A 22,768-nucleotide genomic window follows, 5' to 3' on the forward strand; every position below is an offset into this window, starting at 1 on the left:
CGCTTGACGGGCTGGCCCCGACCGGATCGGTCGGGGCGCTCCTCGTGTTTCGCGTGATGCAGCCGCGCTGTTCGGCGCAGTGTCAGCGCGTCGAGCCCAGCCCGCGGTTCACGGCCACCTGGTACAGCGTGACGCTCGTGGCGATGCCTGCGTTGAGCGACTCGACGGAGGAACTCATCGGCACCGACACGATCTGGTCGCAGGTCTCCGCGACGAGACGCGAGAGGCCCTTGCCTTCGGAACCGACGACGACGACGAGCGGGCGGTCCGCCAGCTCGAGGCCGGGCAGGTCGACGTCACCGTCCATGTCGAGGCCGATGACGAAGAAGCCCGCCTTCTTGAAGTCCTTGAGCGCCGCCGTGAGGTTGCTCGCCTGAGCCACCGGGATGCGCGCAGCTGCGCCGGCCGAGGTCTTCCAGGCCGACGCGGTCATGCCGGCGCTGCGTCGCTGCGGGACGACGACGCCGTGGCCACCGAAGGCCGCCGTCGAGCGGACGATGGCGCCGAGGTTGCGGGGGTCGGTGATGCCGTCGAGCGCGACGACGAGCGGCGTGCCGGGCAGCTCCGGGTCGATGAGGTCGCCCGGGTGGGCGTAGTCGTACGGCGGTACCTGCAGCGCCAGGCCCTGGTGCACGGCGCCGTCGGTGAGGCGGTCGAGTTCGCCGCGCGGCGTCTCGAGCATCGGCACGCCCTGCTCCGTGGCGATCTTGAGCGTCTCGCGCACTCGGTCGTCGGAGTCGATGCGGCTCGCGACGTAGAGCGTCGTCGCGGGCACGCCCACGCGTAGCGCCTCGAGCACCGAGTTGCGCCCGGCGATGACCTCGCTCGAGGTGCGCTCACGGCGGCTCCCGCTCGAACGTCGTCCGTTCGGGGCGCCCTGGGCCGCGCCCGATCGGGCCGCGGACTTGTACGCCTTGTGGTTCGGACGTTCCTCCGCCTTCGGCGTCGGGCCCTTGCCCTCGAGGCCACGACGACGCTGGCCACCGCTGCCGACGGTCATGCCCTTCTTCGAACTGCCCTTGCGAATCGCGCCTCGGCGCGAGGAGTTGCCTGCCATCAGTTGTCCTTTCCGCCCTGCCGCGCGAGACTCCAGCGCGCGCCGTCAGGGGTGTCCTCGACCACGACGCCGGCGTCGGCCAGCTGGTCGCGGATGGTGTCGGCCGCCTCGAAGTACTTCGCTGCGCGGGCGGCCTTGCGCTGTTCGACGAGCGCTTCGACGAGGGCGCCCAGGGCGTCCATCGCCTGGTCCTGGCCGCCGGCCGAACGACCCGACCACTGCGGGTCGAGCGGGTTGACGCCGAGCACGTCCGTCATGGCGGCGACCTGCATGGCGAGTTTCTCGACACGCTCCACGTCGGCCTCGTCGATGGCGGTGTTGCCCTCGCGGATGGCGTCGAAGCAGGCCGCGAGCGCACCGGAGACGTTGATGTCGTCATCCATGGCCTCGACGAAGGCGCGCGGCAGTTCCACACCGGCGACGTCGTCGCTCGTGAGCACGGCGTCGGCGCCGAGCGAACGACGCAGGAAGCCCTCGATGCGCTCGACCGCAGCCGCAGCCTCGGCGAGCGAGTCCGGCGTGTACTCGATCGTCGAGCGGTAGTGGACGGCGCTGAGGTAGTAGCGCACGACGATGGGCCGCACCGTCTTCGTCAGTTCGTTGACGGCGAGGGTGTTGCCGAGCGACTTGCTCATCTTCTCGCCGGAGAGGGTGACCCAGCCGTTGTGCATCCAGTAGCGCGCGAAGCCGAGGCCCGCAGCGTGCGACTGGGCCTGCTCGTTCTCGTGGTGCGGGAAGCGCAGGTCGATACCGCCGCCGTGGATGTCGAACGTGTCGCCGAGCCAGCGTCGCGCCATGGCGGAGCACTCGAGGTGCCAGCCCGGGCGTCCTTCACCCCAGGGCGTGGGCCAGTTCGCGGAGGCGGGTTCGTCGTCCTTTCGCCCCTTCCACAGGGCGAAGTCGCGCGGATCATTCTTGCCACGCGGATCTGCGTCGCCCGCAGCCTCCATGTCGTCGAGGTTCTGACGCGTGAGGGAGCCGTACTCGGGGAAGCTCTTGACGTCGAAGTAGACGTCACCGGAGCCGTCGGACGCCGGGTAGGCGTGGCCTCGCTCGATGAGCATCTCCATGAGCTCGACCATGTCGGTGACGTGCCCGGTGGCACGCGGCTCGTACGTGGGTCGCTTGACGCCGAGGGTGTCGAGCGCGTCGCTCGTCTCGCGTTCGTGCAGGTAGCTCCATGCGAACCACGGCTCGCCCGCCTCGGCGGACTTGCGCAGGATCTTGTCGTCGATGTCGGTGACGTTGCGCACCAGCGTGACGTCGTAGCCGTGCCCGCGCGTCAGCCAGTTGCGCAGCACGTCGAACGCGACGGCGAAGCGCAGGTGGCCGATGTGCGGTGAACCCTGCGTGGTGAGGCCGCAGATGTAGATGCCGACCTTGCCGGGGTTCACGGGTTCGAAGTCGCGAAGCTCGCGAGTGGCGGTGTCGAAGATCTGCAGAGTCACAGGCCCGATTCTATCGGCCTCCGCAGGCGTGCTCGCCCGGCCACGTTCTCGCCCCGGATCGACTGCAGGTGGATCCGGGGCGAGAACCCGCACTAGTGGGTCACTCGTCCTCGAGGCCGACCTCTTCGGCGGCGAGCGTCGTCGAGTCGCCGTGGCCCGTGAGCACGACGGTGTCGCCGGGCAGGGTGAACAGCTTCTCGCGGATCGACGCCACGAGCGTCGGCTTGTCGGAGTAGGAGCGACCGGTCGCCCCCGGCCCGCCCTGGAACAGGGTGTCTCCGGTGAGCACCGCGCCGAGCGCGGGGACGAAGAAGCACACCGCACCCGGAGCGTGTCCCGGCGTGTGCATGACGCGGACGCTCGTGCCGGCCACCGTGAGCTCATCGCCGTCGGCGAGCGCCTCGTCGGGCTGCCAGTCGTGCGTCATGTCCCACAGGACGCGATCCTCGGGGTGGAGGAACACGGGTGCCCCCGTGGCTTCGCGGACGTCACCGGCCGCAGTGATGTGGTCGTTGTGGGCGTGCGTGCACCAGATGCCGACGACCTTGCGGCCCGCAACGGCGTCGAGGATCGGGGCTGCGTCGTGGGCCGGGTCGACGACGGCGACCTCCCGGTCATTGCCGATGAGCCAGACGTTGTTGTCGACGTCCCAGCTGCCACCGTCGAGTTCGAAGGTGCCGGACGTGACGACACGCTGGATGCGCAGGCCGTCCTCGTGTGCGAGAACAGCGGCGCCCTGGTCGGTGAATTCGGCCATCAGAGGGTCACCACCGAACGCAGCACCTTGCCGCCCTTCATCGTGTCGAAGGCCTTCTCGACCTCGTCGAGACCGATCTTCTCGGTGATGAACTCCTCGAGCGGGAAGCGGCCCTGCTTGTAAAGGTCGACGAGCATCGGGAAGTCGCGCTCCGGCAGGCAGTCGCCGTACCAGCTCGACTTGAGCGCACCACCGCGGCCGAAGATCTCGAGCAGCGGCAGCGTGAGCTCCATGTCGGGCGTCGGCACGCCGACGAGGACGACGCGGCCGGCCAGGTCGCGGGCGTAGAACGCCTGCTCGTACGTCTCGGGACGACCGACAGCCTCCACGACGACGTCGGCCCCGAAGCCGCCCGTGAGTTCACGGATCTTCTCGACGGCGTCGTCCTTCTTCGAGTTGATCGTGTGCGTGGCGCCGAACGCCTTGGCGTTGCCGAGCTTCTCGTCGTCGATGTCGACGGCGATGATGGTCGTGGCGCCGGCGGTCCTCGCACCCGCGATGGCCGCGCACCCCACGCCACCGCAGCCGATGACGGCGACGGACTCACCGCGCGTCACCTGGCCGGTGTTGACGGCCGCACCGAAACCGGCCATGACGCCGCAGCCGAGCAGGCCGACCGCCGCGGCGTCGCTCTCCTCGACCTTCGTGCACTGACCGGCCGCGACGAGCGTCTTCTCGATGAAAGCACCGATACCGAGCGCCGGCGTCAGTGCGGTGCCGTCCTCGGCGAGCGTCATCTGCTGCGTCGCGTTGGCCGTGTCGAAGCAGTACCAGGGCTGGCCCTTCTTGCACGCGCGGCACTGGCCGCACACCGCACGCCAGTTGAGGACGACGAAGTCGCCCACCTCGACGTTCGTCACACCCTCGCCGACGGCCTCGACGCGACCGGCCGCCTCGTGCCCGAGGAGGAAGGGGAATTCGTCGTTGATGCCGCCCTCGCGGTAGTGCAGGTCGGTGTGGCAGACACCGCACGCCTCGATCGCGACGACGGCCTCACCCGGGCCGGGGTCGGGAACGACGATGTCGACGACTTCCACGTCGGCGTTCTTGCTACGGGCGATGACGCCCTTGACGGTCTGGGACATACCGGCTCCTCAAATGTTGTCGGGTCTGATCCCAACCTAACGAGAAGCGGTGACAACCTCGACCCGCGTCATGTCAGGGACGGTCAGTCGCGCGGGTAGACGAGCGCCGTGGCGACGGCGGCGATGCCCTCGCCGCGGCCGGTGAGGCCGAGGCCGTCACTCGTCGTGCCGCTCACCGACACCGGGGCGCCGCCGATCGCGGCCGACAGAGCGACCTGCGCCTCGTCACGGCGCTTGCCGATCTTCGGACGGTTGCCGATGACCTGAACGGCCGCGTTGCCGATCTCGAAACCGGCCTCCCGCACGAGCCGAGCAGCCTCCTCGAGCAGCGTGACGCCCTTGGCGCCCGCCAGCTCGGGGCGGTCGACGCCGAAGTGCTGCCCGAGATCGCCGATGCCGGCTGCGCTGAAGAGCGCGTCGCACAGGGCGTGAGCGGCTACGTCACCGTCCGAATGACCCTCGATGCCACGCTCACCCGGCCAGCTGAGGCCCGCGAGCGAGAGCTCCCGCTCGTCGTCGGCCAACGGGTGGACGTCGACACCGATTCCGGTGCGCGGCAGGACGACGTGGGGCTGGCTGGTCATACGGGTTCGGCCTCCGAGCGGTCGGCGAGCAGGTGTTCGGCGACGACGATGTCGAGCGGTGTCGTCACTTTGAGGGCGAAGAGATCACCGTCGACGACGAGCACCTCTCCCCCGGCGCGTTCGATGAGGGCGGCGTCGTCGGTGGCGTCGAGCCCCGATTCGTGCGCGGCCACGAGCACCGAACGACGAAACCCCTGCGGGGTCTGGACGGCACGCAGATCGGCGCGCACCGGCGTCGAGACGACGCGTTCGAGCGCAGGAGCGTCCGCTGCTCCGCCTTCTGCGCTCCTGCCGTCGTCTTCACCGTCGTCCCCGGCGGTCTGCGTGGCCTCGACGACCTTGATCGTGTCGACGACCGGCACCACCGGAATGACGGCGTCAGCCCCGGCCGCCAGGGCCGCGAGCACGCGCTCGGTGAGCTCCACAGGGGCAAGGCAGCGCGCGGCGTCGTGGACGAGGACGATGTCGCACTCGCGATCGAGCGCCCGCAGGCCACAACGGACGGAGTCACTGCGTTCCGCGCCGCCGGCCACGATCTCAACGGGAACGTCGCCGTCGGCGAAATCGCTGAGGACGTCGGCGAATTCGTCTTCGTGCGAGGCCGGAACGACGACCACGACATGCGACACGCCGCCCGTCGCCACGAGGCGACGAACGGCGTGCGTCACGAGGGGCGTACCCCCCAAGGTCACGAGCGCCTTGGGCTTTCCGGCTCCCAGACGGGTGCCGAGGCCCGCAGCGACGAGAACTGCTCCGGCGTTCAGGACGCGAGCACCTCGTCGAGGGTGGCTTCCGCCTTGTCCTCGTTCGTGTGCTCGGCGAGGGCCAGCTCGGAGACGAGGATCTGACGGGCCTTGGCGAGCATGCGCTTCTCGCCGGCCGAAAGACCACGATCCTGGTCGCGGCGCCACAGGTCACGCACGACCTCGGCCACCTTGATGACATCGCCGGAAGCGAGCTTCTCGAGGTTGGCCTTGTACCGACGCGACCAGTTGGTGGGCTCTTCGGTGTGCTCTGCGCGCAGCACCTCGAACACCTTCTCGAGCCCCTCCTTGTCGACGACGTCCCGGACGCCGACGAGGTCGCAGTTCTCGGCGGGGACCTCGATGGTCAGGTCTCCCTGGGCTACGTTCAGCACGAGGTACTGCTTGTCCTCGCCCTTGATCTTGCGCACCTTGATCTCTTCGATCGTTGCTGCGCCATGGTGCGGGTAAACGACGGTCGCGCCGACTTTGAATTCCATGTGGTATTAGCCCCTTTCGCGACCTCCAGGATACCACGCAGCCGCGCCATTCCGGGGCGTGCGAGGCGGCCGAACCGCACATAGCACACCGAAGCAAGCCCCCCGATCGACCGCCCGAACGGGCGAGGCGCGCGACACGCCGAACATTCGGAAAAGTTTCGTTTTGATCACCGGCACGAGGCCCGGCTCACCACGTCGCTCACGAGGCGATAGTCTTGCGTGCGTGACGCGACGAATTGTGACCTCCAAGCGCCGTAGCGCCGGCGTGATGCTCGCGGCCGTGACGGCCGGTGCCACGCTCACCGGCTGCGGTCAGCTCATCAACCCGTACACCACCGAGCTGCAGTACGACGCCGCCGACGGCGTCTCGGCACGCGTCGGCGACCTTCAGGCAGCTGACCTGCTCATCGTCAACGACGGCGAGGGTTCCGAGGGCAAGCTCTCCGGTCTCGTGTACAACGCGGGTTCGTCCGACAGCCAGCTCACCATCACGGTGAACGGCGCCGACACCCAGGTCACCATCCCGGCGAACTCCAGCGTCCGTCTCGACGGCAAGGCCGACGGCAACGACGACAAGAAGGTCTCGCCCGTCACCATCTCCTCCCTCGGCGACGCGAAGGTGGGTGACCAGATCTCGGCCACGCTCAAGACGTCCCCCGGTGGTTCCACGCAGGTCGCCATCCCGGTGCTGCTCGACCAGTACCCCTACGGTGACGCCAAGGTGGAGCACCCCGAGGCCGAAACGTCCGGCAACGAATCGCACGGCTCCGGCCACTGACCCTCGCGTCACACACCGTCTTCAACGGCTTCGGCCCCATCCCTCCTGTCGAGGGGTGGGGCCCCTCCTGTCGAGGGGTGGGGCCGAAGCCGTTCGTCGTGAGGGAGCGGCCGCTCACGCCTCCAGCTTGTAGCCGAGACCTCGGACGGTGAGGATGTGGCGCGGCGCACCGGGATCGGGCTCGATCTTCGCGCGCAGACGCTTGATGTGGACGTCGAGCGTCTTCGTGTCGCCGACGTAGTCGCTACCCCACACGCGGTCGATCAGCTGCATGCGCGTGAGCACGCGGCCCTCGTTGCGCAGGAGCAGTTCGAGCAGTTCGAACTCCTTGAGCGGCATCGAGATCTGCTCACCACCCACCGTCACGACATGGCGCTCGACGTCCATGACGACGGGACCGGCCTCCAGGCGGTCGGGCTCGAACTCCTCGGGCTCGCTCTGACGGCGCAGCACAGCCTTGATGCGGGCGAGCAGTTCACGCCCCGAGTACGGCTTCGTCACGTAGTCGTCCGCGCCCAGTTCGAGGCCGAGGACCTTGTCGATTTCACTGTCCTTGGCCGTCAACATGATGATCGGCACGCTCGAGCGAGTACGCAGCTGCCGACACACGTCGACGCCGGACATGCCGGGCAGCATGACGTCGAGCAGCACGAGGTCGGCGCCGGAGCGTTCGAACTCCTCGAGCCCGTCCGTTCCCGTCGCCGCGACGACGGCGTCGTAGCCTTCCTTCTTCAGCATGTAGGCGAGGGGCTCGGAGTAGGACTCCTCGTCCTCGACGACCAGGATTCGGGTCACAGCTTGTCCTTCGTCTCGGCAGTGCGGCCGGCGGCCGCGCTCACGGGTTCACGGGGCGTGTCGGCGAGTTCGGACGTCTCACGCCCGGCCCTCTCGCCGTTGCACGCGGGGATCTGCATCTCGAACGTCGAGCCGACGCCGGGTTCGCTCCACACGCGGATCTGCCCGCCGTGGTTCGCGCACACGTGCTTGACGATGGCCAGGCCGAGGCCGGTTCCGCCGGTCTGGCGCGACCGGGCCGGGTCGACGCGGTAGAAGCGCTCGAAGATGCGCTCGATCTCGGCGGCCGACAGCCCGACGCCCTGGTCGGTGACCTCAACGGCCACCGCGTCGTCCTCGCTCGACACGGCGACGACGATGCGGGTCTCGTCGCCGGAGTAGTTGACGGCGTTGTTGACGAGGTTGCGGCAGGCCGTCGTCAGGAGGCTTTCGTCGCCGAGCACCAGGTGCGGGCCTTCGTCGGTGCGTACCGACAGGCTGATGCCCCGCCCCTCGGCGAGCAGACGCGTCTCCTCGACAGCGCGGTGCGCGCACTCGGCGAGGTCGACGGGCTTGGCCGTGGCGATGGTGTCGGCGCCCTGCAGGCGCGACAGGTCGACGATCTCCTGCACGAGATTCGACAGCCGTACGGTCTCGGTCTTCATGCGGGCCGCGAACCGGGCCACTGCCTCGGAATCGTCGGCGGCGTCCTCGACGGCTTCCGCCAGCAGACGCAGGCCGCCCACCGGAGTCTTGAGCTCGTGGGAGACGTTGACGACGAAGTCGCGGCGGGTCTCCTCGATGCGACGCGCCTGCGTGCGGTCCTCGACGAGCACGACGACGATGTCGGCGTTGAGTGGCGCCACCCGAACCCGCAGGTCGAGTTCGGCACCCTCGATGGGGCCCCGCGCCAGATTGAGGTCGGTCTCGATGACGCGATTCTCGCGCCGGGAGCGTCGCACGACGTCACGCACCGCGTCGTGGCGCAGATCGACGTCACGCACGAGACCGAGCGCGTCGACGTCGTCGCTGTGCGCGGCAACGCGATCCGAGCGGTCCACGAGCATCCAGCCCGAACGCAGGGTGCGCAACAACGCCTCGGCTTCTCCCGACACGGCAGCCGGCTGCGCGGTGGACGTCGGCGTGGCCGCCGGCGTCGCAGACGGCATGCGTTCGCGCACGGAGGAACTCGACGAGCGTCGACCGAACGCGTATCCACCGACGGCCAGGGGGACGCCGACGGCCGCACCGGTGATGAGGTCGAGAATGGCTGGCACACCGTTAGATTACGCACAGGGGCCCCGGGGAGCAGAACCCTCGGCGCCTCCCTCCGGGCACGTCGCCCAGAGTTCACCTCGGGGCTTGTCTTCGTTCACCGAATCGTGCGACTCTCGCCCGGAAACACCCCCATGCTGGGCATTGCCATGCCCTGAATCCGCCCCGCCCGGGCCCAGTCCAAGGAGGACGAGTGCGCGACGCATTCCACGAGGACCTCGACAAGATCTCCGATCAGCTCGTCGACATGACGAAGCTGGTCGGCACCGCCCTCGAGCGCGCCACCGCCGCTCTTCTCGAAGGTGACCGCACGATCGCCGAGAGCGTCATCGCGGCCGACGACGACATCGACGCCCTGCGTCGTGAGGTCGACGACCTCGCCGTCGACCTGCTGGCACGCCAGCAGCCGGTGGCCACCGACCTGCGCATGGTCGTCACGGCCATGCACATGAGCTCCGACATCGAGCGCATGGGCGACCTCGCCCGTCACATCGCGAAGGTCGCGCGCATGTCGGCGCCCAACGTCACCGTGCCCGAGAACCTGCGCCCGATCATCGCCGAGATGGCTCGCGTGGGCGAGAAGCTCGTCCAGGCGACGGGTGACGCGATCGGTTCGAAGGACGTCTACGCCGCGGTCGAGATCGGCCGCATCGACGACGAGATGGACGAGCTGCACAAGAAGGTCTTCACGACGCTGCTCGGCGACTGGGAGCACGGCATGGAGGCCGGCGTGAACGCCACCCTCCTGTCGCGCTACTACGAGCGTTACGGCGACCACGCCGTGGCCGTGGCCGACCGCATCGTCTACCTCGTGACCGGCCGCTACGGCAACCCGGACGAGGGCCTCACCCGCTGACGCCTCGCCGCACCGCTGACGGCCCGCTTCCCCGGAGGGGGGGGGGCCGTCAGCGCGTCAGGCGGCTGTTCGCATCTGGTGCATTTCTGGCCATCTGGCGGCGATATGTCGCGGCCGGATCAACAGAAGCGCACCAGCTACGACCAGCGGGGTGTGACGACGGCGCCCGCCCCTTCACGCGAAGGGGCGGGCGCCGTCAGGTGATGAAGCGCTCGGGCGATCAGGCCTTGCCCTGATTCGCCACGGCGGCTGCGGCGGCCTCGGCGGCTGCCGGGTCGAGGTAACGACCACCTTTGGTGACGGGCGTGAGGTTCTCGTCGAGCTCGTAGTACAGCGGCATGCCTGTGGGGATGTTGACGCCCACGATGTCGTCGTCACTGATGCCGTCGAGGTGCTTGACCATGGCGCGCAGCGAGTTGCCGTGTGCGGCCACGAGCACCGTCTTACCGTCCCTGAGGTCGGGCACGATGGCGCTCTCCCAGTAGGGCAGGAAGCGCTCGATGACGTCCTTGAGGCACTCGGTCAGCGGCGCAGCCTCACCGAGGTCGGCGTAGCGCGGGTCGGCGTCCTGGCTCCACTCGCTGCCCTTCTCGATGGGCGGCGGCGGGGTGTCGAACGAACGACGCCACGTCATGAACTGCTCTTCGCCGTAGGCCTCCAGCGTTTCCTTCTTGTTCTTGCCCTGCAGGGCGCCGTAGTGACGCTCGTTGAGGCGCCAGTCTCGCTTGACCGGGATCCAGTGGCGGTCGGCGGCGTCGAGCGAGAGGTTCGCCGTCATGATGGCGCGGCGCAGCAGCGAGGTGTGCACGACGTCGGGCAGGAGGTCGGCTTCCTTGAGCAGTTCGCCGCCGCGCACGGCCTCGGCGCGGCCCTTGTCGGTGAGCGGCACGTCGACCCAGCCGGTGAAGAGGTTCTTCGCGTTCCAGTCGGACTCGCCGTGGCGGAGCAGAATCAGCTTGTACGTCATGGCGTCAGCCTAACGTCCGAGCCGCCGGCGTCCGGGGTTCAGTCGTTCTCCAGAAGGTGGCGGAAGGCCTCGAGGTTGCGCGTCGACTCGCCGTGCGTCGTGCGCCAGTGCCATTCCTTCTTCATCGACGTGAGGAAGCCGCGCGAGAGCACATCGTTGAAGATGCCGTCGCTCGCTTCGAGCATGACGCCGAGCAGCCGGTCGAGCGCCTCACCGTCGAGGCCCGCGAGCGGCAGGCGGCCGGTGAGGTAGACGTCGCCCGCACCGTCGATGCCGTAGGCGACCCCCGGGATTCGCAGGTTGCGCTGCAGCAGGAGGCGGTAGACCTCCTCGTGGTTCTCGTCGGGGTTGCGCACGACGAACGCCATCGCCTTGAGCGTGCGATCCCCCACGACGAGCGACGTCACCGTCTTGAGCTTCTTCTCCCCCGGCAGCGTGACGACGAACTCGCCGTTAGACGCTCCGAGTTCCCATTCCAGCTCGGAGGCCTCCAGCCACTCCCGAACCGTCACTTCCGCTGCCTGAACGAGGTCGTCGGTGCTCATGACTCCAACCTACGCGGGCGGGCGGAGGTCAGGGAACGATGGCGCTGGGGACGCCCGCGAGCGCGCGCGAGGCGTCAATGTCCGTGCTCGCGTCGTCGTGGCAGGCGTTCGCGTAGATGTCGAGCAGACGGTCGACGCTGACGTCCCAGCCGTACTGACGAGCGTGGGCGACGGCGCGCTCGCCGAGTTCGGCGCGGCGGGCGTCGTCGTCGAGCAACGACCCGAGGGCCTTCGCCCAGTCGAGCGGATCGTGGCCCTCGACGAGCACTCCCCCGTCACCGACGGCTGTGGGCAACCCGCCCACAGCGGCGGCGACGACGGGCGTGCCCGAAGCCGACGCCTCGATCGCGACGAGCCCGAAGGACTCGCTGTGCGACGGCACCGCAACGACGTCGGCCGCGTGGAACCACCGAACGAGCGCGCTGCGGTCGACGGGCGGCACGAAGTCGACGACGTCCTTGACGCCGAGGTCGCGGGCCAAGGTCTGCAGCGCGAGCGGCTTGTCGAGGCCGGAACCTGACGGGCCACCGACGACGACGAGTCGGAGCCGCGAGCGCCGCTCCGGCTGCTCGGCCACGAGTTCGGCCACCGCACGCACGAGCACGTCAGGGGCCTTGAGCGGCTGGATGCGCCCGACGAACAGCACGACCTGCGCGTCCGGCTCGACGCCGAGATGTACGCGTGCCTCGCGGCGACCGGCGCCGTCGGTCGGTTTGAAGGCGTCGAGGTCGACGCCGGGCGTGACGACCTCGACCTTCGACGAGTCGGCGCCGTAGAGCTCGATGAGTTCGCGCGCTTCACCCGGCGTGTTGGCGACGAGCTTCGTCGCCGCGGTGACGACCTGCTCCTCGCCGATCTCGCGCCCGGCGGGCTCGGGGGTGTCGCCGTCGGCGAGCTGGGCGTTCTTAACGCGCGCCATCGTGTGCATCGTGTGGATGAGCGGCACCCGCCAGCGGTCGGCGGCGAGCCAACCCACCTGGCCCGAGAGCCAGTAGTGCGAGTGCACGAGGTCGTAGTGCCCCTCCGGCTTCGACGCCCCGACGCGCATCATGCCTGCGGCGAACGCACAGAGCTGGCCCGGCAGGTCCTCCTTGCCGAGGCCCTCGTACGGCCCGGCCGCGATGTGGTGGACGGTGACGCCCGGCACGAGTTGCACCTGCTCGCCGAGGGCTGCGCTCGTGCGGCGCGTGAAGATGTCGACTTCGACGCCGCGCTCGGCCAACCGCTTCGCCGTCTCGACGACGTAGACGTTGAGACCGCCGGCGTCGCCCGTTCCGGGCTGCGACAACGGGGAGGTGTGGACGCTCACCATGGCCACGTGCCGCACAGGACCGCTGCAGTCGCGGGCCGCGGGAGCGCTACCGAAGGGCTTGGTGCGAGATTCGTCCACGAACGGTCGAACGATACGTTGGGGCCGTGCATTCCCGACCTGTTGGCGCCGTGACGCGGGGGACGACGAACCCCAACCGTCTGCGCCGCCAGGACCGCTGGTTGACCGGCCCGCAGGCCTGGCGACTGCGCCGGAGTGACGATCCGCCGATCGTCGTCGACCTCGGATACGGCGCCTCCCCCGTGACGGCCGTCGAACTGCACGACCGACTGCGGCGGGTACGTCCCGACGTGCGGACGGTCGGCATCGAGATCGAGCCCTCACGCGTCGCGCAGGGGCGTGAGCTGCTCGCGCACAACCCCGGTCTCGCAGGCCTGTCGTTCCGTCGCGGCGGTTTCGAGATACCCCTCGACGCCGGCCGCAGCGCGACGATCGTGCGCGCCGCGAACGTCCTGCGTCAGTACGACGAGTCCGAGGTGGCGGGCGCGTGGGAGCGGATCTGCTCGCGCCTGGCCCCGCACGGCCTCCTCCTCGACGGCACCTGCGACGAGCTCGGGCGGCTCTCCACGTGGGTGGCCGTCACCCCCGACGGCCCGGTGAGTTTCACGATTTCGCTGCGTTTGGCAGGCCTCGGCGACCCCATGGACGTCGCACCGCGGCTCGTGAAGTCGCTCATCCACCGCAACGTGCCGGGCGAACCGGTGCATGCCTACCTCGCAGCGCTCTCTCGCGCGTGGGCGATCAATGCACCGCTCGCTCCTCACGGCGCGCGCCAGCGCTTCGTGGCGAGCGCCCGGGCTCTCAAGGACGACGGCTGGCCACTGCTCGACGGCCCGACGCGATGGCGTCTGGGTGAGATCACGGTCGACTGGTCGGCTGTCGCGCCCGCGCCTGACGGGGACGTGCGTCAGATGTCGACGCTCGCGACGAACAGCCGCGAGCCGGGTACGCCGGTGACGACGGCGTCGGGGTCCGAGGCCGACGACCACACACATTCGAGACGCTCCAGACGGATGGCTTCGTCACCGCAGCGCACCGTGACCGGTGCGTCGAGCGCGAGCATGACGGCGGGAGCGCCGCCGATCGGCAGCGCCGTCGGTGTTTCGTTCGGCCGTACCTCGAACAGCTCGAAATGGGGCGCTGCTGTGGGGTGATGCAGCGTCGACCCATCTCCGTCTCCCAGGCGCCGCGGCTCCTGGGCTTCGACCGGCGTCCTGACATCGACGATCGTGAGCAGTTCCTCGACGTTCGTCTCCTTGGGCGTGAGCCCACCGCGCACGACGTTGTCGGAGTTGGCCAGCACCTCGATCGTCGTACCGTGCACGAACGAGTGGAGAACCCCCGCTCCGATGAAGTAACTGCGCCCGGGCGTCATGACGAGGTGGCGCATCGTGAGCAGAACAACGACGCCCACGTCACCTGGGAACTGCTCGTGCACGTCGAGCACGGTGCTCAGTGCCCGCGCGGTCGCTTCGTCGGCCGAACCTGCGTCGACGAGCGCCCGGACGGCGGCCACGACAGCAGCCACGAACTCGGCCCGGTCATCGGCAGGAACGTGGAGCAGGGCCGCCAACAACGCGTGCGCCGGATCAGCCGCGCCCCTCGCCTGATCCACGAGAGCGGTGAGCGCGGGCACGTCGAGGCCGACAAGGAGCGCGCTCGCTTCGTCGAACGGCAACGAGCCGGCGAAGGCTTCGCACTCGGTGAGCGGTACCCACGCCTCCGGTTTGGCCCAGGAGTCACCGTAGACACCCTCGGGGGCCGACGCCGCCCGCGCTGCGTCGGGATGTGCCTGGATGGAAAGCGCCCTGTCGGCGGCGAGGATCTTGAGCAGGAACGGCAGACGCCGACCGAAGGCGTCGAGCGACCCTGTGCCGAGGTGGCGTTCGTCGTCTCCGGCGATGTGTTCGTCGAGACCGCAGAAGTGCCCGTCGCCGAGGTCGACACGGGCCGGGCCGGCTTCGTGGGCGCCGACCCAGAGCTCAGCCTCGGGCGTGGCACTCGGCTGTTCGCGCCCGGCAAGCTGCGCCAGGGCGACGTGCGAGCCCCAGGCGTAGTCCTTGATCACGGGTTGGATGCGGTGCAACGCTCTTCCTCGACCTTCTTCCCGGCCACCCCGTCGGGCAACTCGGAACCGAGTCTAGTTCTGATGGTCGTTAGAGAGGAATGCGCCGACGACCTGGCGCACGCGACTGCGGTGGCCCCACAGCAGCCCGTTCTCGTCGAACACCTCGAGCCGGGCGTTCGGCAGATACTCCACGAGGCGCTCCGCCGACGAGACGGGATGGACGGTGTCGCCCTCCTGCGCGAGCACGAGTACGGGGAGCGTGAGATCGCGCAAGCGCTCGACATCGGGTACCGGCACGGCGTGGGGCAGGTCGCGCAGCGCCTCAGCCATCCCGGGGCCGAGGAAGACCTGGGTCTGCTGCTCGACCCATGCCCGCGCCGCGTCGTCGCCGCGCACGGCCTCGGGTAGCTCGGCTTCGAGTTGAGCGCGAATCGGGCCGGCGTCACCGCGCGCCGACGCCTCGGCCATGGCGCTGTACCGTTCGAGCCCCTCGCTGTTGCGAGGTGAGTCGATGACGGCCGGAATGACGAGGACGACGCGCTCGAACCGGCTCGGGTCGCGTTGCAGGATGCGCAGGATCGACCCGGCACCCATCGAGACGCCCAGCGCGCGCGTGGCTCCGTAGGCGTCGGCGACGGCGAGCAGCTCGTCAGCCGTGTGGTCGTAGTCCCAGCCGTCGAACGCGGGCGCCGAGCGACCGTGCGAGCGAAAGTGAAAGAAGACGCGCGTGCCGTCGACGCCCGACGCGTAGGGCCGCGTCGAGGGAATCGAGGCTCCCATACCGTGCGCGAACACGGTGACGGGTTCGCCTCGCCCTGCCCTGACGACCTCGAGAGGCCCCGACGGGCCGTCGATGAACTCAGCTGCCACAGCTGGTCACCACGGCCCGTAGGGGCCGCTCGAGTTGCCCTTGCCGGGCCGCACGAGCGGGCGGACGTCGGCCAGGAAAACGCCCGCGGCGACGACGCCGATGATGCCGAGCAGACTGACCGGACGCCCGAGTGAGATGAAGCCGAGCAGCGCGGCGACACCGGTGATGGCGACCCACGCGGGCTTCGTCAGCTTGCCGTGCGCCTGGAAGAGGTCGGCTCGCCCGCGCAACGCCTCGACGAAGGCCCAGACCTCGACGCCCAACAGGATGACGCTGAGGATGAGCATCGCGCCCATCTGGAGCTCGAACAGGAAATCCATGCCCTCACTGTAGAGGCGCTGCCCGACAACCCGCTGAGGGCGCCCACCGCGAGGTCAGCGGCGCTCTGCCTGGTGCGGGTTGACGAAGAACAGGACGGCCACGACACCGACCGCGACGACGGCCGCGGGAAGGTAGAGCGACTCGCCCATCGCACGGGAGAAGGACTCCGCTGCCACGGCGGGGACGCGAGCGCCGGCCCCCGCTTCACCCGCGGGCATCGAGTAGCCCCCGAGGTGGGACGCCAGTCGCGATTCCATGAGGGCTGCAATGGCGGCCGAACCGAGCACCGCACCGAGCTGGCGCGTCGCGTTGAAGACTCCGGAGCCCGCACCCGCTCGCGCGGGCGGGAGGGTCCGCGTGGCCGTCACGGAGATCGGCGCCCACATGAAGGCGTTGGCCAGACCGAGCACGAGGGCGGGGGCAACGAGCTGCCACCACGGGGTGTCGGAGTGGAGAGCGAGGCCGTACCAGACGATGCCCACCGCGAAGCACGTGAGCCCGAAGCCCGCGATGAGGCGCGGGTGCATCCGGTTGACGAGGCGACCAGCAACAGGCGCCAGCCCGAGCGTCAGCACCGCCGTCGGAGCCATGAGGAGGGCCGCCTGAGTCGGCGTCCAGCCGCGTACGCTCTGGGCCCACACCATGATCGGGAAGTTCATCGCCGTGATGGCGAGGCCCACGCCGAAGATCGCGACGTTGGCGAGCGAGAAGTTGCGGAACGTGAAGAGCACGAGCGGAATGAGCGGCTCCGCACGCGTGAGGCGCTGCCACACGACGAAGGCGACGAGGACGGCGATACCCGCCACGATGAGCAGCGGCACCGAGATGACACCCGTGATCGTGCCCCAGTCGTAGCGGTTGCCCTCCTGCAGGCCGAAAACGAGCAGGAACATGCCGATGCCGGAAAGCAGCACGCCGATCCAGTCGAACGTGTGCGTGTGGACCGGCAAGCTCGGCACGAGCTTGAGTGCCATCACGAAGGCGATGATGCCGACCGGAATGTTGATGAAGAAGATCCACTCCCAGCCGACGTGGTCGATGAGCACACCGCCGAGGATGGGGCCGACGAGCGTCGCGACACCGGCCACCGAGCCCCACAGACCCATCGCCGTACCGCGGGTCTCACCGGGGAAGATGCGCGTGATGACGGCCATCGTCTGAGGGGACATGGCCGCAGCGCCGAGGCCCTGCAGAACGCGGGCCGCGATGAGCCCCTCGATGGACCCTGTGAGGCCACACCACAACGAGGCGAGCGTGAACACCGCGAGGCCCACGAGATAGACGTTCTTCGGCCCGTACCGGTCACCGAGACGCCCCGAGACGAGCAGTGGCACCGCGTAGGCGAGCAGGTACGCGCTCGTCACCCAGACCACCGCACCGAGATCGGCGTGCAGACCGTTCATGATGGCCGGCGTACCCACGGCGACGATCGTCGTGTCGAGCAGGATCATGAAGAACCCCAGGCACAGGGCCCACAGGGCCGGCCAGGGGTTGTCGAGGGTCGTGTTCTCGCGTCGCGGGGCCGCGGGCGTCGTTTCAGACGTCGATGATGACCGTGAAAGGTCCGTCATTGGTCAGTGCCACCTTCATATCGGCGCCGAAACGCCCGGTTTCCACCGCGATTCCCGAAGCGACGAGAGCGTCGGCGAGAGCATCAACGAGTGGTTCGGCGACGTCACCCGGGGCCGCCTGGCCCCACGAAGGTCGTCGCCCTTTGCGCACGTCACCGTACAGCGTGAACTGGCTGACGACGAGCACGCCGGTGCTCTCGCCGCGTTCTGTGAGGTCGCTCACGGAGACCTCGCCCGGCATGATGCGCAGCCCGGCGATCTTGCGCGCCATGGCCTCGACCTGAGCGTCACCGTCGTCGTGGGTCACTCCGACGAGGGCGACGAGACCCGGCCCGGGCAGTGCTCCGACGACCTCACCGTCGACCGTCACCGACGCCTCGAGGGCGCGCTGAACCACGGCCCTCATTCGGCGCCCGCTCCGGGCACCAAGAGGCGACCGGTCGTCGGCTCGCCCAAGGCTTCGGTGACCCCGCCGACGCGCTTGCCGTGACCGAGGATGTCGGCCTTGGCCAACTCGTCGAGCGCAGGCGAATCGATGCCCATGCGACGAAGAACCGCCGCCGCCACGACGGGCCGGGCGCGCTGAGCGCCGTCGGCGATCTTCACTGCGACCCCACGACCATCGGGCAGGCCGATGGCATAGCAGGCCTCCGCGCCGTCCTTGGCGATGAGCCCGGGCACGCCGGCGACGAGGGTGGACACGTCACGTCGCGAGCCGCCGAGGAAGGCCGGAGCGTTGCGGATGGCTCGAGCAACCCGCCACTCGTGCGTGCCCTCGGGAGCTGCTGCGAGACGACCGAAGGCCCGCGCCAGGCCCGCCATCGACAGCGACATCACCGGGGCGCCGCACCCGTCGACACCCATGGCTGCCACCTCGTCATCGGCGATCTCGGCGAGGGTCTCGGCCATGAGCTGCTGAACCGGGTGGTTGGGATCGCGGTACGTCGTCGTGTCCCAGCCGTTGATCGTGCACGTCGCGAGCATGCCCGCGTGCTTGCCCGAACAGTTCTGGGCGATCGGGACGGGCTCATGCCCCTCTCGGGTCCACCGCTTGCGGTCGACGTCGTCGTAGGGCAGGTCGGGGGTGTTCTGCAGGTCGGCCTCGCTCAGGCCGTGACGCTCCAGGATCGCGCGCACACCGTCGATGTGGAACTGCTCACCGGAGTGGCTCGAACACACGAGGGCGAGAAGTTCGTCGGGTAGGTCGAGCCCGGCGCGCACCATCGCGAGCGCCTGCAACGGCTTGTTCGAGGAGCGCGGAAAAATCACCGCGTCGCTCGGTCCCCACGCCGCTTCGACGCCCCCGTCAGGACCCGTGACGGTGACGAGGCCGTGGTGCACGGATTCGACGAAGCCCGACCGGTCGACCCGTGCGAGCACGGGCGCCGAGGCGAGGGCGGCGGAGACGGTCTGCGCATCAAGAGGGTTCACACCTCCAGCCTAGGGGCGGACACCGACAACCGGCAGCCCGGCGGAGACAACGCAGGCCCCGCACCGCCGAAGCGGTACGGGGCCTGCGGCCTCACGGCATCAATGCTGCGCACGATGCCGCCCGAGACGTTCGTGAACGTCAGTGCTTGTTCTTGAAGTCACGAGCCTTGTCGTCGATCGTGTGGCCGTCACCGTCACGGTCAGCGGTGCGACCGCGCGCGGCGTCGACGTCACGGTCGCCCGTGCGACCACGCGTGCCGTCGGTGTCGACCTCGACCTCCTCGTGGGCAACCTCGGTCTGCACACGCTCGGTGTCACGAACCTCGTCGACATCGAGGCCGACGCGCTCGACTGCGACGGTCTCCTTGTCGACGACCGGGCGCTCCTCGTGGAGCGTGACCGTCTCGGTCTGCTCGCCAAGGGTGACGTTCGACGCACGCTCGTTCATCGGCTCGCGCGTGACGTTGACCTCTTCGCGGCTGACCGGCACGTCGACCTGCTGCTGGTCGGTGACGACGTACTTGCGCAGGCGGGCCTTGCCGCTCTCGCGACGCTCGGTGCCGACGTTGACGCGCTCCTCGTGGCGCACGACGCCTTCGCCGTCACCGTTGTCCGCGATGTCGCGCGCCTTGTCGTCGACCGTGTGGCCGTCGCGGTCACGGTCCGCGGTGACGTCACGGCGGTCGCCGTCGAAGTCACGGTCGCGGCCGGCAGCGCCTGCCACGCCTGCGGCACCAGTGGTACCCGCAGCGCCACCGACGGCGGTGTCGCGGTCACGGTCACCGTCGAAGTCACGACGGTCGCGGTCGCCCTCGAAGTCGCGGCGGTCACCGGCGCCGTTGCCGAGGCCGTAGTAGTGGTAAAGCGCCTCTTCCTGCTCGACGTCGAGGTGCTTGTCGGCGTCCTGACGCGGAGCGTCCTTGATCTTGGCCTTCGAGTACGGCAGGTGGAGGTCGTCGCCCTCAACCCGGGCGCCCTCGAGCGGAACGAAAGATTCGGAGGTGCCGAACAGACCGGTGTTGACCGTCACCCAGGCCGGCTGACCGGTCTGGTCGTCGAGGTAAACCTCGCCCACGGAGCCGACCTTGTCGCCGTCGCTGTCGTAGGCCTTGCCGGAACGGGCTGCCAGAACATCGTCAACGGAAAGCATGTGCAATCTCCTATCGATGAAGGTGTGCACGCGCCGGATCGTCCTGGAACGAACCGGAGTTCACCGGCCGTGCGTCTTGCTCACCACGCAACCACTTTTGGTGGCCCCTGTCACCAGGCTCCGTCGCTAGGGGTGCGAAAACGCATGCAACCTCAGCTTGAGCGGGGCGTCCAAGACCACCCGCCGATTCACCCTCCGGAACGGACGCGGCCAGGTTTAGGGGTGGCGCAACTCATCCCCAAAGGTGGTCAGGCCATCCGACGGAGTCCCAGCGGGCCGCACCGCGACAACAAATGTGATTTATGTCACATTATTCGTCGCGGGCGGACAGCCCGGGCGTGTCACGGCTGGACGATCGGCGTCTGAGCCGCAGCCACCCCTCCGACGTACAGTTCCGCATCGACCGGCGTCGATCGCTTGAGCACGACGAGACCGATGGGGCCGTCGACGTGGTGACGAGCCACCGACGTCAGGCGCCCGACGGGCCGTTCCGTTCCGGCCACCGTGACGTCGGCCCCCACGTCGGGCAGAGTGTGCCCACTTCCGTCGAGGTGGACGAAGGCCAGTCGACGCGGCGGACGGCCGAGGTTGTGGACGCGCGCGATGGTCTCCTGACCTCGGTAGCACCCCTTGTGCAGATGAACCGCCGTGCGCAGGAGATCGAGTTCGTGCGGGATGGTGCGGTGGTCGATCTCCGCCAAGCCGTCCGGGTGCCACGCATTGACGCGCAGCGCCTCGAGCGCCCACAGGCCCACCGGGGCGCGGTCGCCGAACTCCTCGACAAAGCGTTCCCGCGGGACGACGAGCTCCCGCCAGGCCCAGTCGGCGCCCGGGTGCTCGACACCGCCCGAGTAATCGGCGGAGTCCTCCCCCATCCGCGGCCACGGGTCGACCCAGGCGATGACACCGCGCTCACGCAACTCCTCGGGGGTGGACGGCGCTGCGGTCGGTTCACCGATGACAGCGTAGGAATCCGTGAGGTCCTCGACCTCGACCCGCAACATGAACCGCATCCGCTCGAGGAACTTGGCGAGACCCGCGGCCTTGCCGGGGTCGGTCGTGATCCACGTGCGTTCTCCGTCGTCGACGACGTGCAGGTCGTACTCGACGTGCCCCTTGGGCCCGAGCACGAGAGCCTGCGTCGAGGTGAACGGCGCGAGGTTCGCCAGGTGCTGCGTCGTCATGGAGTGCAACCAGTTGAGGCGGTCTGGTCCGCTCACCCGAACGACACCCCGCGACGAGAGGTCGACGGCACCGACACCGTCCTCGAGCATCTTCTGCTCGCGCAGTGGGTCGCCGTAGTGGGCTGCCACGTTCGACCAGACGCCGTCCGCCGCGACCGCTCCCGGCCAGGTGAGAGCGGGCGACGCCGGCCCTGAGGTCGACTCGTTCGGGGTCTCGTTGCGTACGTCCTCGTTCACACCCGCCACGGTACGCCAGCACACGAAATCCCCCGGGCGCCCCGCCTATGCTTGAACCATGTCCGAGCAGCCGCCACATACGCCCCGTCACGCCATGGACGACGAGCCCGCCGAGGAGCGAAGCACTCGCTCCTCGGATGCTGCCTCCTCCGACCGCACCGAAAGGCGCGCGGGCGCGCAGGCTGCCGGTCGCAAGAAGCGCGGCAAGCTACGCACGCTGCTCTACATCCTGCTCGCCATGCTGCTCGTCGTCATCCTTGCCGTGGGCGGCTTCCTGCTGTACCTCAAGTACATCCTCGACAAGGACATCTCACGCGAGGACCTGCTCCCCTCGAGCACCGTGAAGCGCGACGACGCGGCAGGCGACTCACAGAACATCCTCCTGCTCGGCTCGGACAGCCGCGACACGAACCTTCGCGACGGCAGCCGAAGCGACGTCATCCAGCTCGTGCACATCAGCAACGACCGCAAGAAGGTCGAGGTCGTGCACTTCCCGCGTGACATGTACGTCGACATCCCGGGGCGCGGCAAGAACAAGATCAACGCCGCCTACGCCTACGGTGGCCCGACGCTGCTCGTGCAGACGATCGAGAAGGCCACGAACGTGCGCATCGACCACGTCGCACAGATCGGGTTCTCCGGCTTCGAGAAGCTCACGGACCACATGGGCGGCGTCGACATGTACGTCCAGCAGCCGGTCGACCTCGGCAAGGACGGCAAGTGGGAGCAGGGCATGAACCACTTCACGGGCCTCCAGGCGCGCCGCTACGTCCAGGAGCGCAAGCAGCTCGCGCAGGGCGACATCGACCGCGGCAAGAACCAGCAGGCGTGGATCTTCGCGATTTTCCAGAAGGCGAAGTCACGCGGCGTCCTGTCCAACCCGATGACGATCACGAACATCACCAAGGACATCTCGAACAACCTCGCGGTCGACAAGGACTTCACGACGAACTACATGACGTCGTTGGCCTACAGCCTGCGGGGCCTCAAGCAGGAAAACATCACCTTCTACACCGCGCCCATCACCGGCTTCGGCAACGAGCCGGGCGCCGGCTCCGTCGACTACGTCGACGAACCCGCTCTGAAGAAGCTGAGCGACGGTCTGCGCAAGGACGACATGACGGGCGTCCCGAACGGCCGCAAGGGCGGCTGACGCTCCCCGAGCACCTTCGAGAAAGGGGCCCCCGCCCGCGAGCCGGGTGGCGGGGCCGGCGGACATTTTGTTGACAATCCCCA

Annotated in this window: 23 protein-coding genes and 1 pseudogene; 4 read left to right on the forward strand and 20 right to left on the reverse strand. The window is 69.0% G+C overall.

Translation table 11 applies throughout. The annotated features are described in order from the left end of the window. Positions 1-82: 82 nt before the first annotated feature. The 7 genes from rlmB to K9D12_RS13925 all read right to left on the reverse strand — a co-directional run bounded on the left by rlmB (position 83) and on the right by K9D12_RS13925 (position 6,174). Entirely contained in the window at positions 83-1,057 is a 975-nt protein-coding gene (gene rlmB, locus K9D12_RS13895) for a 23S rRNA (guanosine(2251)-2'-O)-methyltransferase RlmB (RefSeq protein ID WP_118913466.1), read from the reverse strand. Continuing rightward, the gene (gene cysS, locus K9D12_RS13900) at positions 1,057-2,505 is read right to left on the reverse strand and encodes a cysteine--tRNA ligase (RefSeq protein WP_223060521.1); all 1,449 of its coding nucleotides are present in this window, start codon (positions 2,503-2,505) and stop codon (positions 1,057-1,059) included. Before cysS ends, rlmB begins: the two co-directional genes overlap by 1 nt. A 100-nt stretch (positions 2,506-2,605) precedes the next feature. Further along, a complete protein-coding gene (locus tag K9D12_RS13905) occupies positions 2,606-3,262 on the reverse strand; it encodes an MBL fold metallo-hydrolase (RefSeq protein WP_223060522.1) in 657 nt (218 codons plus the stop codon). Further along, positions 3,262-4,347, reverse strand: coding sequence for an S-(hydroxymethyl)mycothiol dehydrogenase (locus tag K9D12_RS13910; RefSeq protein ID WP_129665570.1), 1,086 nt, complete (start codon positions 4,345-4,347; stop codon positions 3,262-3,264). The genes K9D12_RS13905 and K9D12_RS13910 overlap by 1 nt, the downstream gene beginning before the upstream one ends. 83 nt (positions 4,348-4,430) lie before the next feature. Further along, complete coding sequence (gene ispF / locus K9D12_RS13915; RefSeq protein ID WP_129665568.1) at positions 4,431-4,931, reverse strand: 2-C-methyl-D-erythritol 2,4-cyclodiphosphate synthase; 501 nt, start codon at positions 4,929-4,931, stop codon at positions 4,431-4,433. After that, positions 4,928-5,695 carry a 2-C-methyl-D-erythritol 4-phosphate cytidylyltransferase gene (locus tag K9D12_RS13920; RefSeq protein ID WP_223060529.1) on the reverse strand — a complete coding sequence of 256 codons (768 nt, stop codon included), beginning with the start codon at positions 5,693-5,695 and terminating at the stop codon, positions 4,928-4,930. Before K9D12_RS13920 ends, ispF begins: the two co-directional genes overlap by 4 nt. Further along, positions 5,692-6,174 (reverse strand): CarD family transcriptional regulator, encoded by a 483-nt coding sequence (locus K9D12_RS13925; protein WP_047312327.1) that lies wholly within the window; start codon positions 6,172-6,174, stop codon positions 5,692-5,694. Before K9D12_RS13925 ends, K9D12_RS13920 begins: the two co-directional genes overlap by 4 nt. Before the next feature lie 223 nt (positions 6,175-6,397). Between K9D12_RS13925 and K9D12_RS13930 the strand changes: the two genes are divergently transcribed. Then, positions 6,398-6,952: a hypothetical protein gene (locus K9D12_RS13930; RefSeq protein ID WP_129665566.1), complete on the forward strand. Its 555-nt coding sequence runs from the start codon at positions 6,398-6,400 to the stop codon at positions 6,950-6,952. A 114-nt stretch (positions 6,953-7,066) separates the two neighbouring features. Here the strand turns inward: K9D12_RS13930 and K9D12_RS13935 are convergent, their stop codons facing one another. Both K9D12_RS13935 and K9D12_RS13940 read right to left on the reverse strand, forming a co-directional pair. Further along, complete coding sequence (locus tag K9D12_RS13935; RefSeq protein ID WP_047312328.1) at positions 7,067-7,747, reverse strand: response regulator transcription factor; 681 nt, start codon at positions 7,745-7,747, stop codon at positions 7,067-7,069. Beyond that, a complete protein-coding gene (locus tag K9D12_RS13940; RefSeq protein ID WP_047312329.1) occupies positions 7,744-9,003 on the reverse strand; it encodes a cell wall metabolism sensor histidine kinase WalK in 1,260 nt (419 codons plus the stop codon). The genes K9D12_RS13935 and K9D12_RS13940 overlap by 4 nt, the downstream gene beginning before the upstream one ends. A gap of 191 nt (positions 9,004-9,194) precedes the next feature. Here K9D12_RS13940 and phoU point away from each other — a divergent pair, with 191 nt between their 5' ends. Beyond that, complete coding sequence (gene phoU, locus K9D12_RS13945) at positions 9,195-9,857, forward strand: phosphate signaling complex protein PhoU (RefSeq protein WP_047312330.1); 663 nt, start codon at positions 9,195-9,197, stop codon at positions 9,855-9,857. A gap of 220 nt (positions 9,858-10,077) precedes the next feature. Here phoU and K9D12_RS13950 read toward each other — a convergent pair whose 3' ends face one another. From K9D12_RS13950 to mshA, 3 genes are read right to left on the reverse strand one after another with little or no spacing between them, the layout of a single operon-like run. After that, positions 10,078-10,824 (reverse strand): phosphoglyceromutase, encoded by a 747-nt coding sequence (locus K9D12_RS13950; protein WP_223060523.1) that lies wholly within the window; start codon positions 10,822-10,824, stop codon positions 10,078-10,080. A 38-nt stretch (positions 10,825-10,862) separates the two neighbouring features. Next, positions 10,863-11,369 carry a YbjN domain-containing protein gene (locus K9D12_RS13955; protein WP_223060524.1) on the reverse strand — a complete coding sequence of 169 codons (507 nt, stop codon included), beginning with the start codon at positions 11,367-11,369 and terminating at the stop codon, positions 10,863-10,865. A gap of 28 nt (positions 11,370-11,397) precedes the next feature. Beyond that, complete coding sequence (gene mshA / locus K9D12_RS13960; RefSeq protein WP_223060530.1) at positions 11,398-12,681, reverse strand: D-inositol-3-phosphate glycosyltransferase; 1,284 nt, start codon at positions 12,679-12,681, stop codon at positions 11,398-11,400. Between the two features lie 104 nt (positions 12,682-12,785). Between mshA and K9D12_RS13965 the strand changes: the two are divergent. After that, positions 12,786-13,589: pseudogene (locus K9D12_RS13965) on the forward strand (class I SAM-dependent methyltransferase); the annotation flags it as partial. A 17-nt stretch (positions 13,590-13,606) separates the two neighbouring features. Here the strand turns inward: K9D12_RS13965 and manA are convergent. The 8 genes from manA to K9D12_RS14005 form a co-directional block, all read right to left on the reverse strand. Next, positions 13,607-14,785 (reverse strand): mannose-6-phosphate isomerase, class I, encoded by a 1,179-nt coding sequence (manA, locus tag K9D12_RS13970; RefSeq protein ID WP_129665558.1) that lies wholly within the window; start codon positions 14,783-14,785, stop codon positions 13,607-13,609. A gap of 54 nt (positions 14,786-14,839) precedes the next feature. Continuing rightward, positions 14,840-15,637 carry an alpha/beta fold hydrolase gene (locus tag K9D12_RS13975; RefSeq protein WP_370633532.1) on the reverse strand — a complete coding sequence of 266 codons (798 nt, stop codon included), beginning with the start codon at positions 15,635-15,637 and terminating at the stop codon, positions 14,840-14,842. A gap of 6 nt (positions 15,638-15,643) precedes the next feature. Beyond that, the gene (locus tag K9D12_RS13980) at positions 15,644-15,958 is read right to left on the reverse strand and encodes a DUF2516 family protein (protein WP_047312337.1); all 315 of its coding nucleotides are present in this window, start codon (positions 15,956-15,958) and stop codon (positions 15,644-15,646) included. A 54-nt stretch (positions 15,959-16,012) separates the two neighbouring features. Continuing rightward, entirely contained in the window at positions 16,013-17,530 is a 1,518-nt protein-coding gene (locus tag K9D12_RS13985) for a DHA2 family efflux MFS transporter permease subunit (protein ID WP_129665556.1), read from the reverse strand. Continuing rightward, positions 17,496-17,936 carry a D-aminoacyl-tRNA deacylase gene (dtd, locus tag K9D12_RS13990; protein WP_193643350.1) on the reverse strand — a complete coding sequence of 147 codons (441 nt, stop codon included), beginning with the start codon at positions 17,934-17,936 and terminating at the stop codon, positions 17,496-17,498. Before dtd ends, K9D12_RS13985 begins: the two co-directional genes overlap by 35 nt. Continuing rightward, positions 17,933-18,961, reverse strand: a complete 1,029-nt coding sequence (locus K9D12_RS13995; protein ID WP_223060525.1) for an asparaginase — start codon at positions 18,959-18,961, stop codon at positions 17,933-17,935. The genes dtd and K9D12_RS13995 overlap by 4 nt, the downstream gene beginning before the upstream one ends. A 139-nt stretch (positions 18,962-19,100) precedes the next feature. Further along, positions 19,101-20,111: a DUF2382 domain-containing protein gene (locus tag K9D12_RS14000; protein ID WP_223060526.1), complete on the reverse strand. Its 1,011-nt coding sequence runs from the start codon at positions 20,109-20,111 to the stop codon at positions 19,101-19,103. 341 nt (positions 20,112-20,452) lie between these two features. After that, positions 20,453-21,532, reverse strand: a complete 1,080-nt coding sequence (locus K9D12_RS14005; protein WP_223060527.1) for a folate-binding protein — start codon at positions 21,530-21,532, stop codon at positions 20,453-20,455. Between the two features lie 58 nt (positions 21,533-21,590). Between K9D12_RS14005 and K9D12_RS14010 the strand changes: the two genes are divergently transcribed. Then, positions 21,591-22,685: an LCP family protein gene (locus K9D12_RS14010; RefSeq protein WP_223060528.1), complete on the forward strand. Its 1,095-nt coding sequence runs from the start codon at positions 21,591-21,593 to the stop codon at positions 22,683-22,685. Positions 22,686-22,768: the final 83 nt, after the last annotated feature.

It is taken from the genome of Dermacoccus sp. Tok2021 (assembly GCF_019895135.1).
Classification (GTDB): domain Bacteria; phylum Actinomycetota; class Actinomycetes; order Actinomycetales; family Dermatophilaceae; genus Dermacoccus; species Dermacoccus abyssi.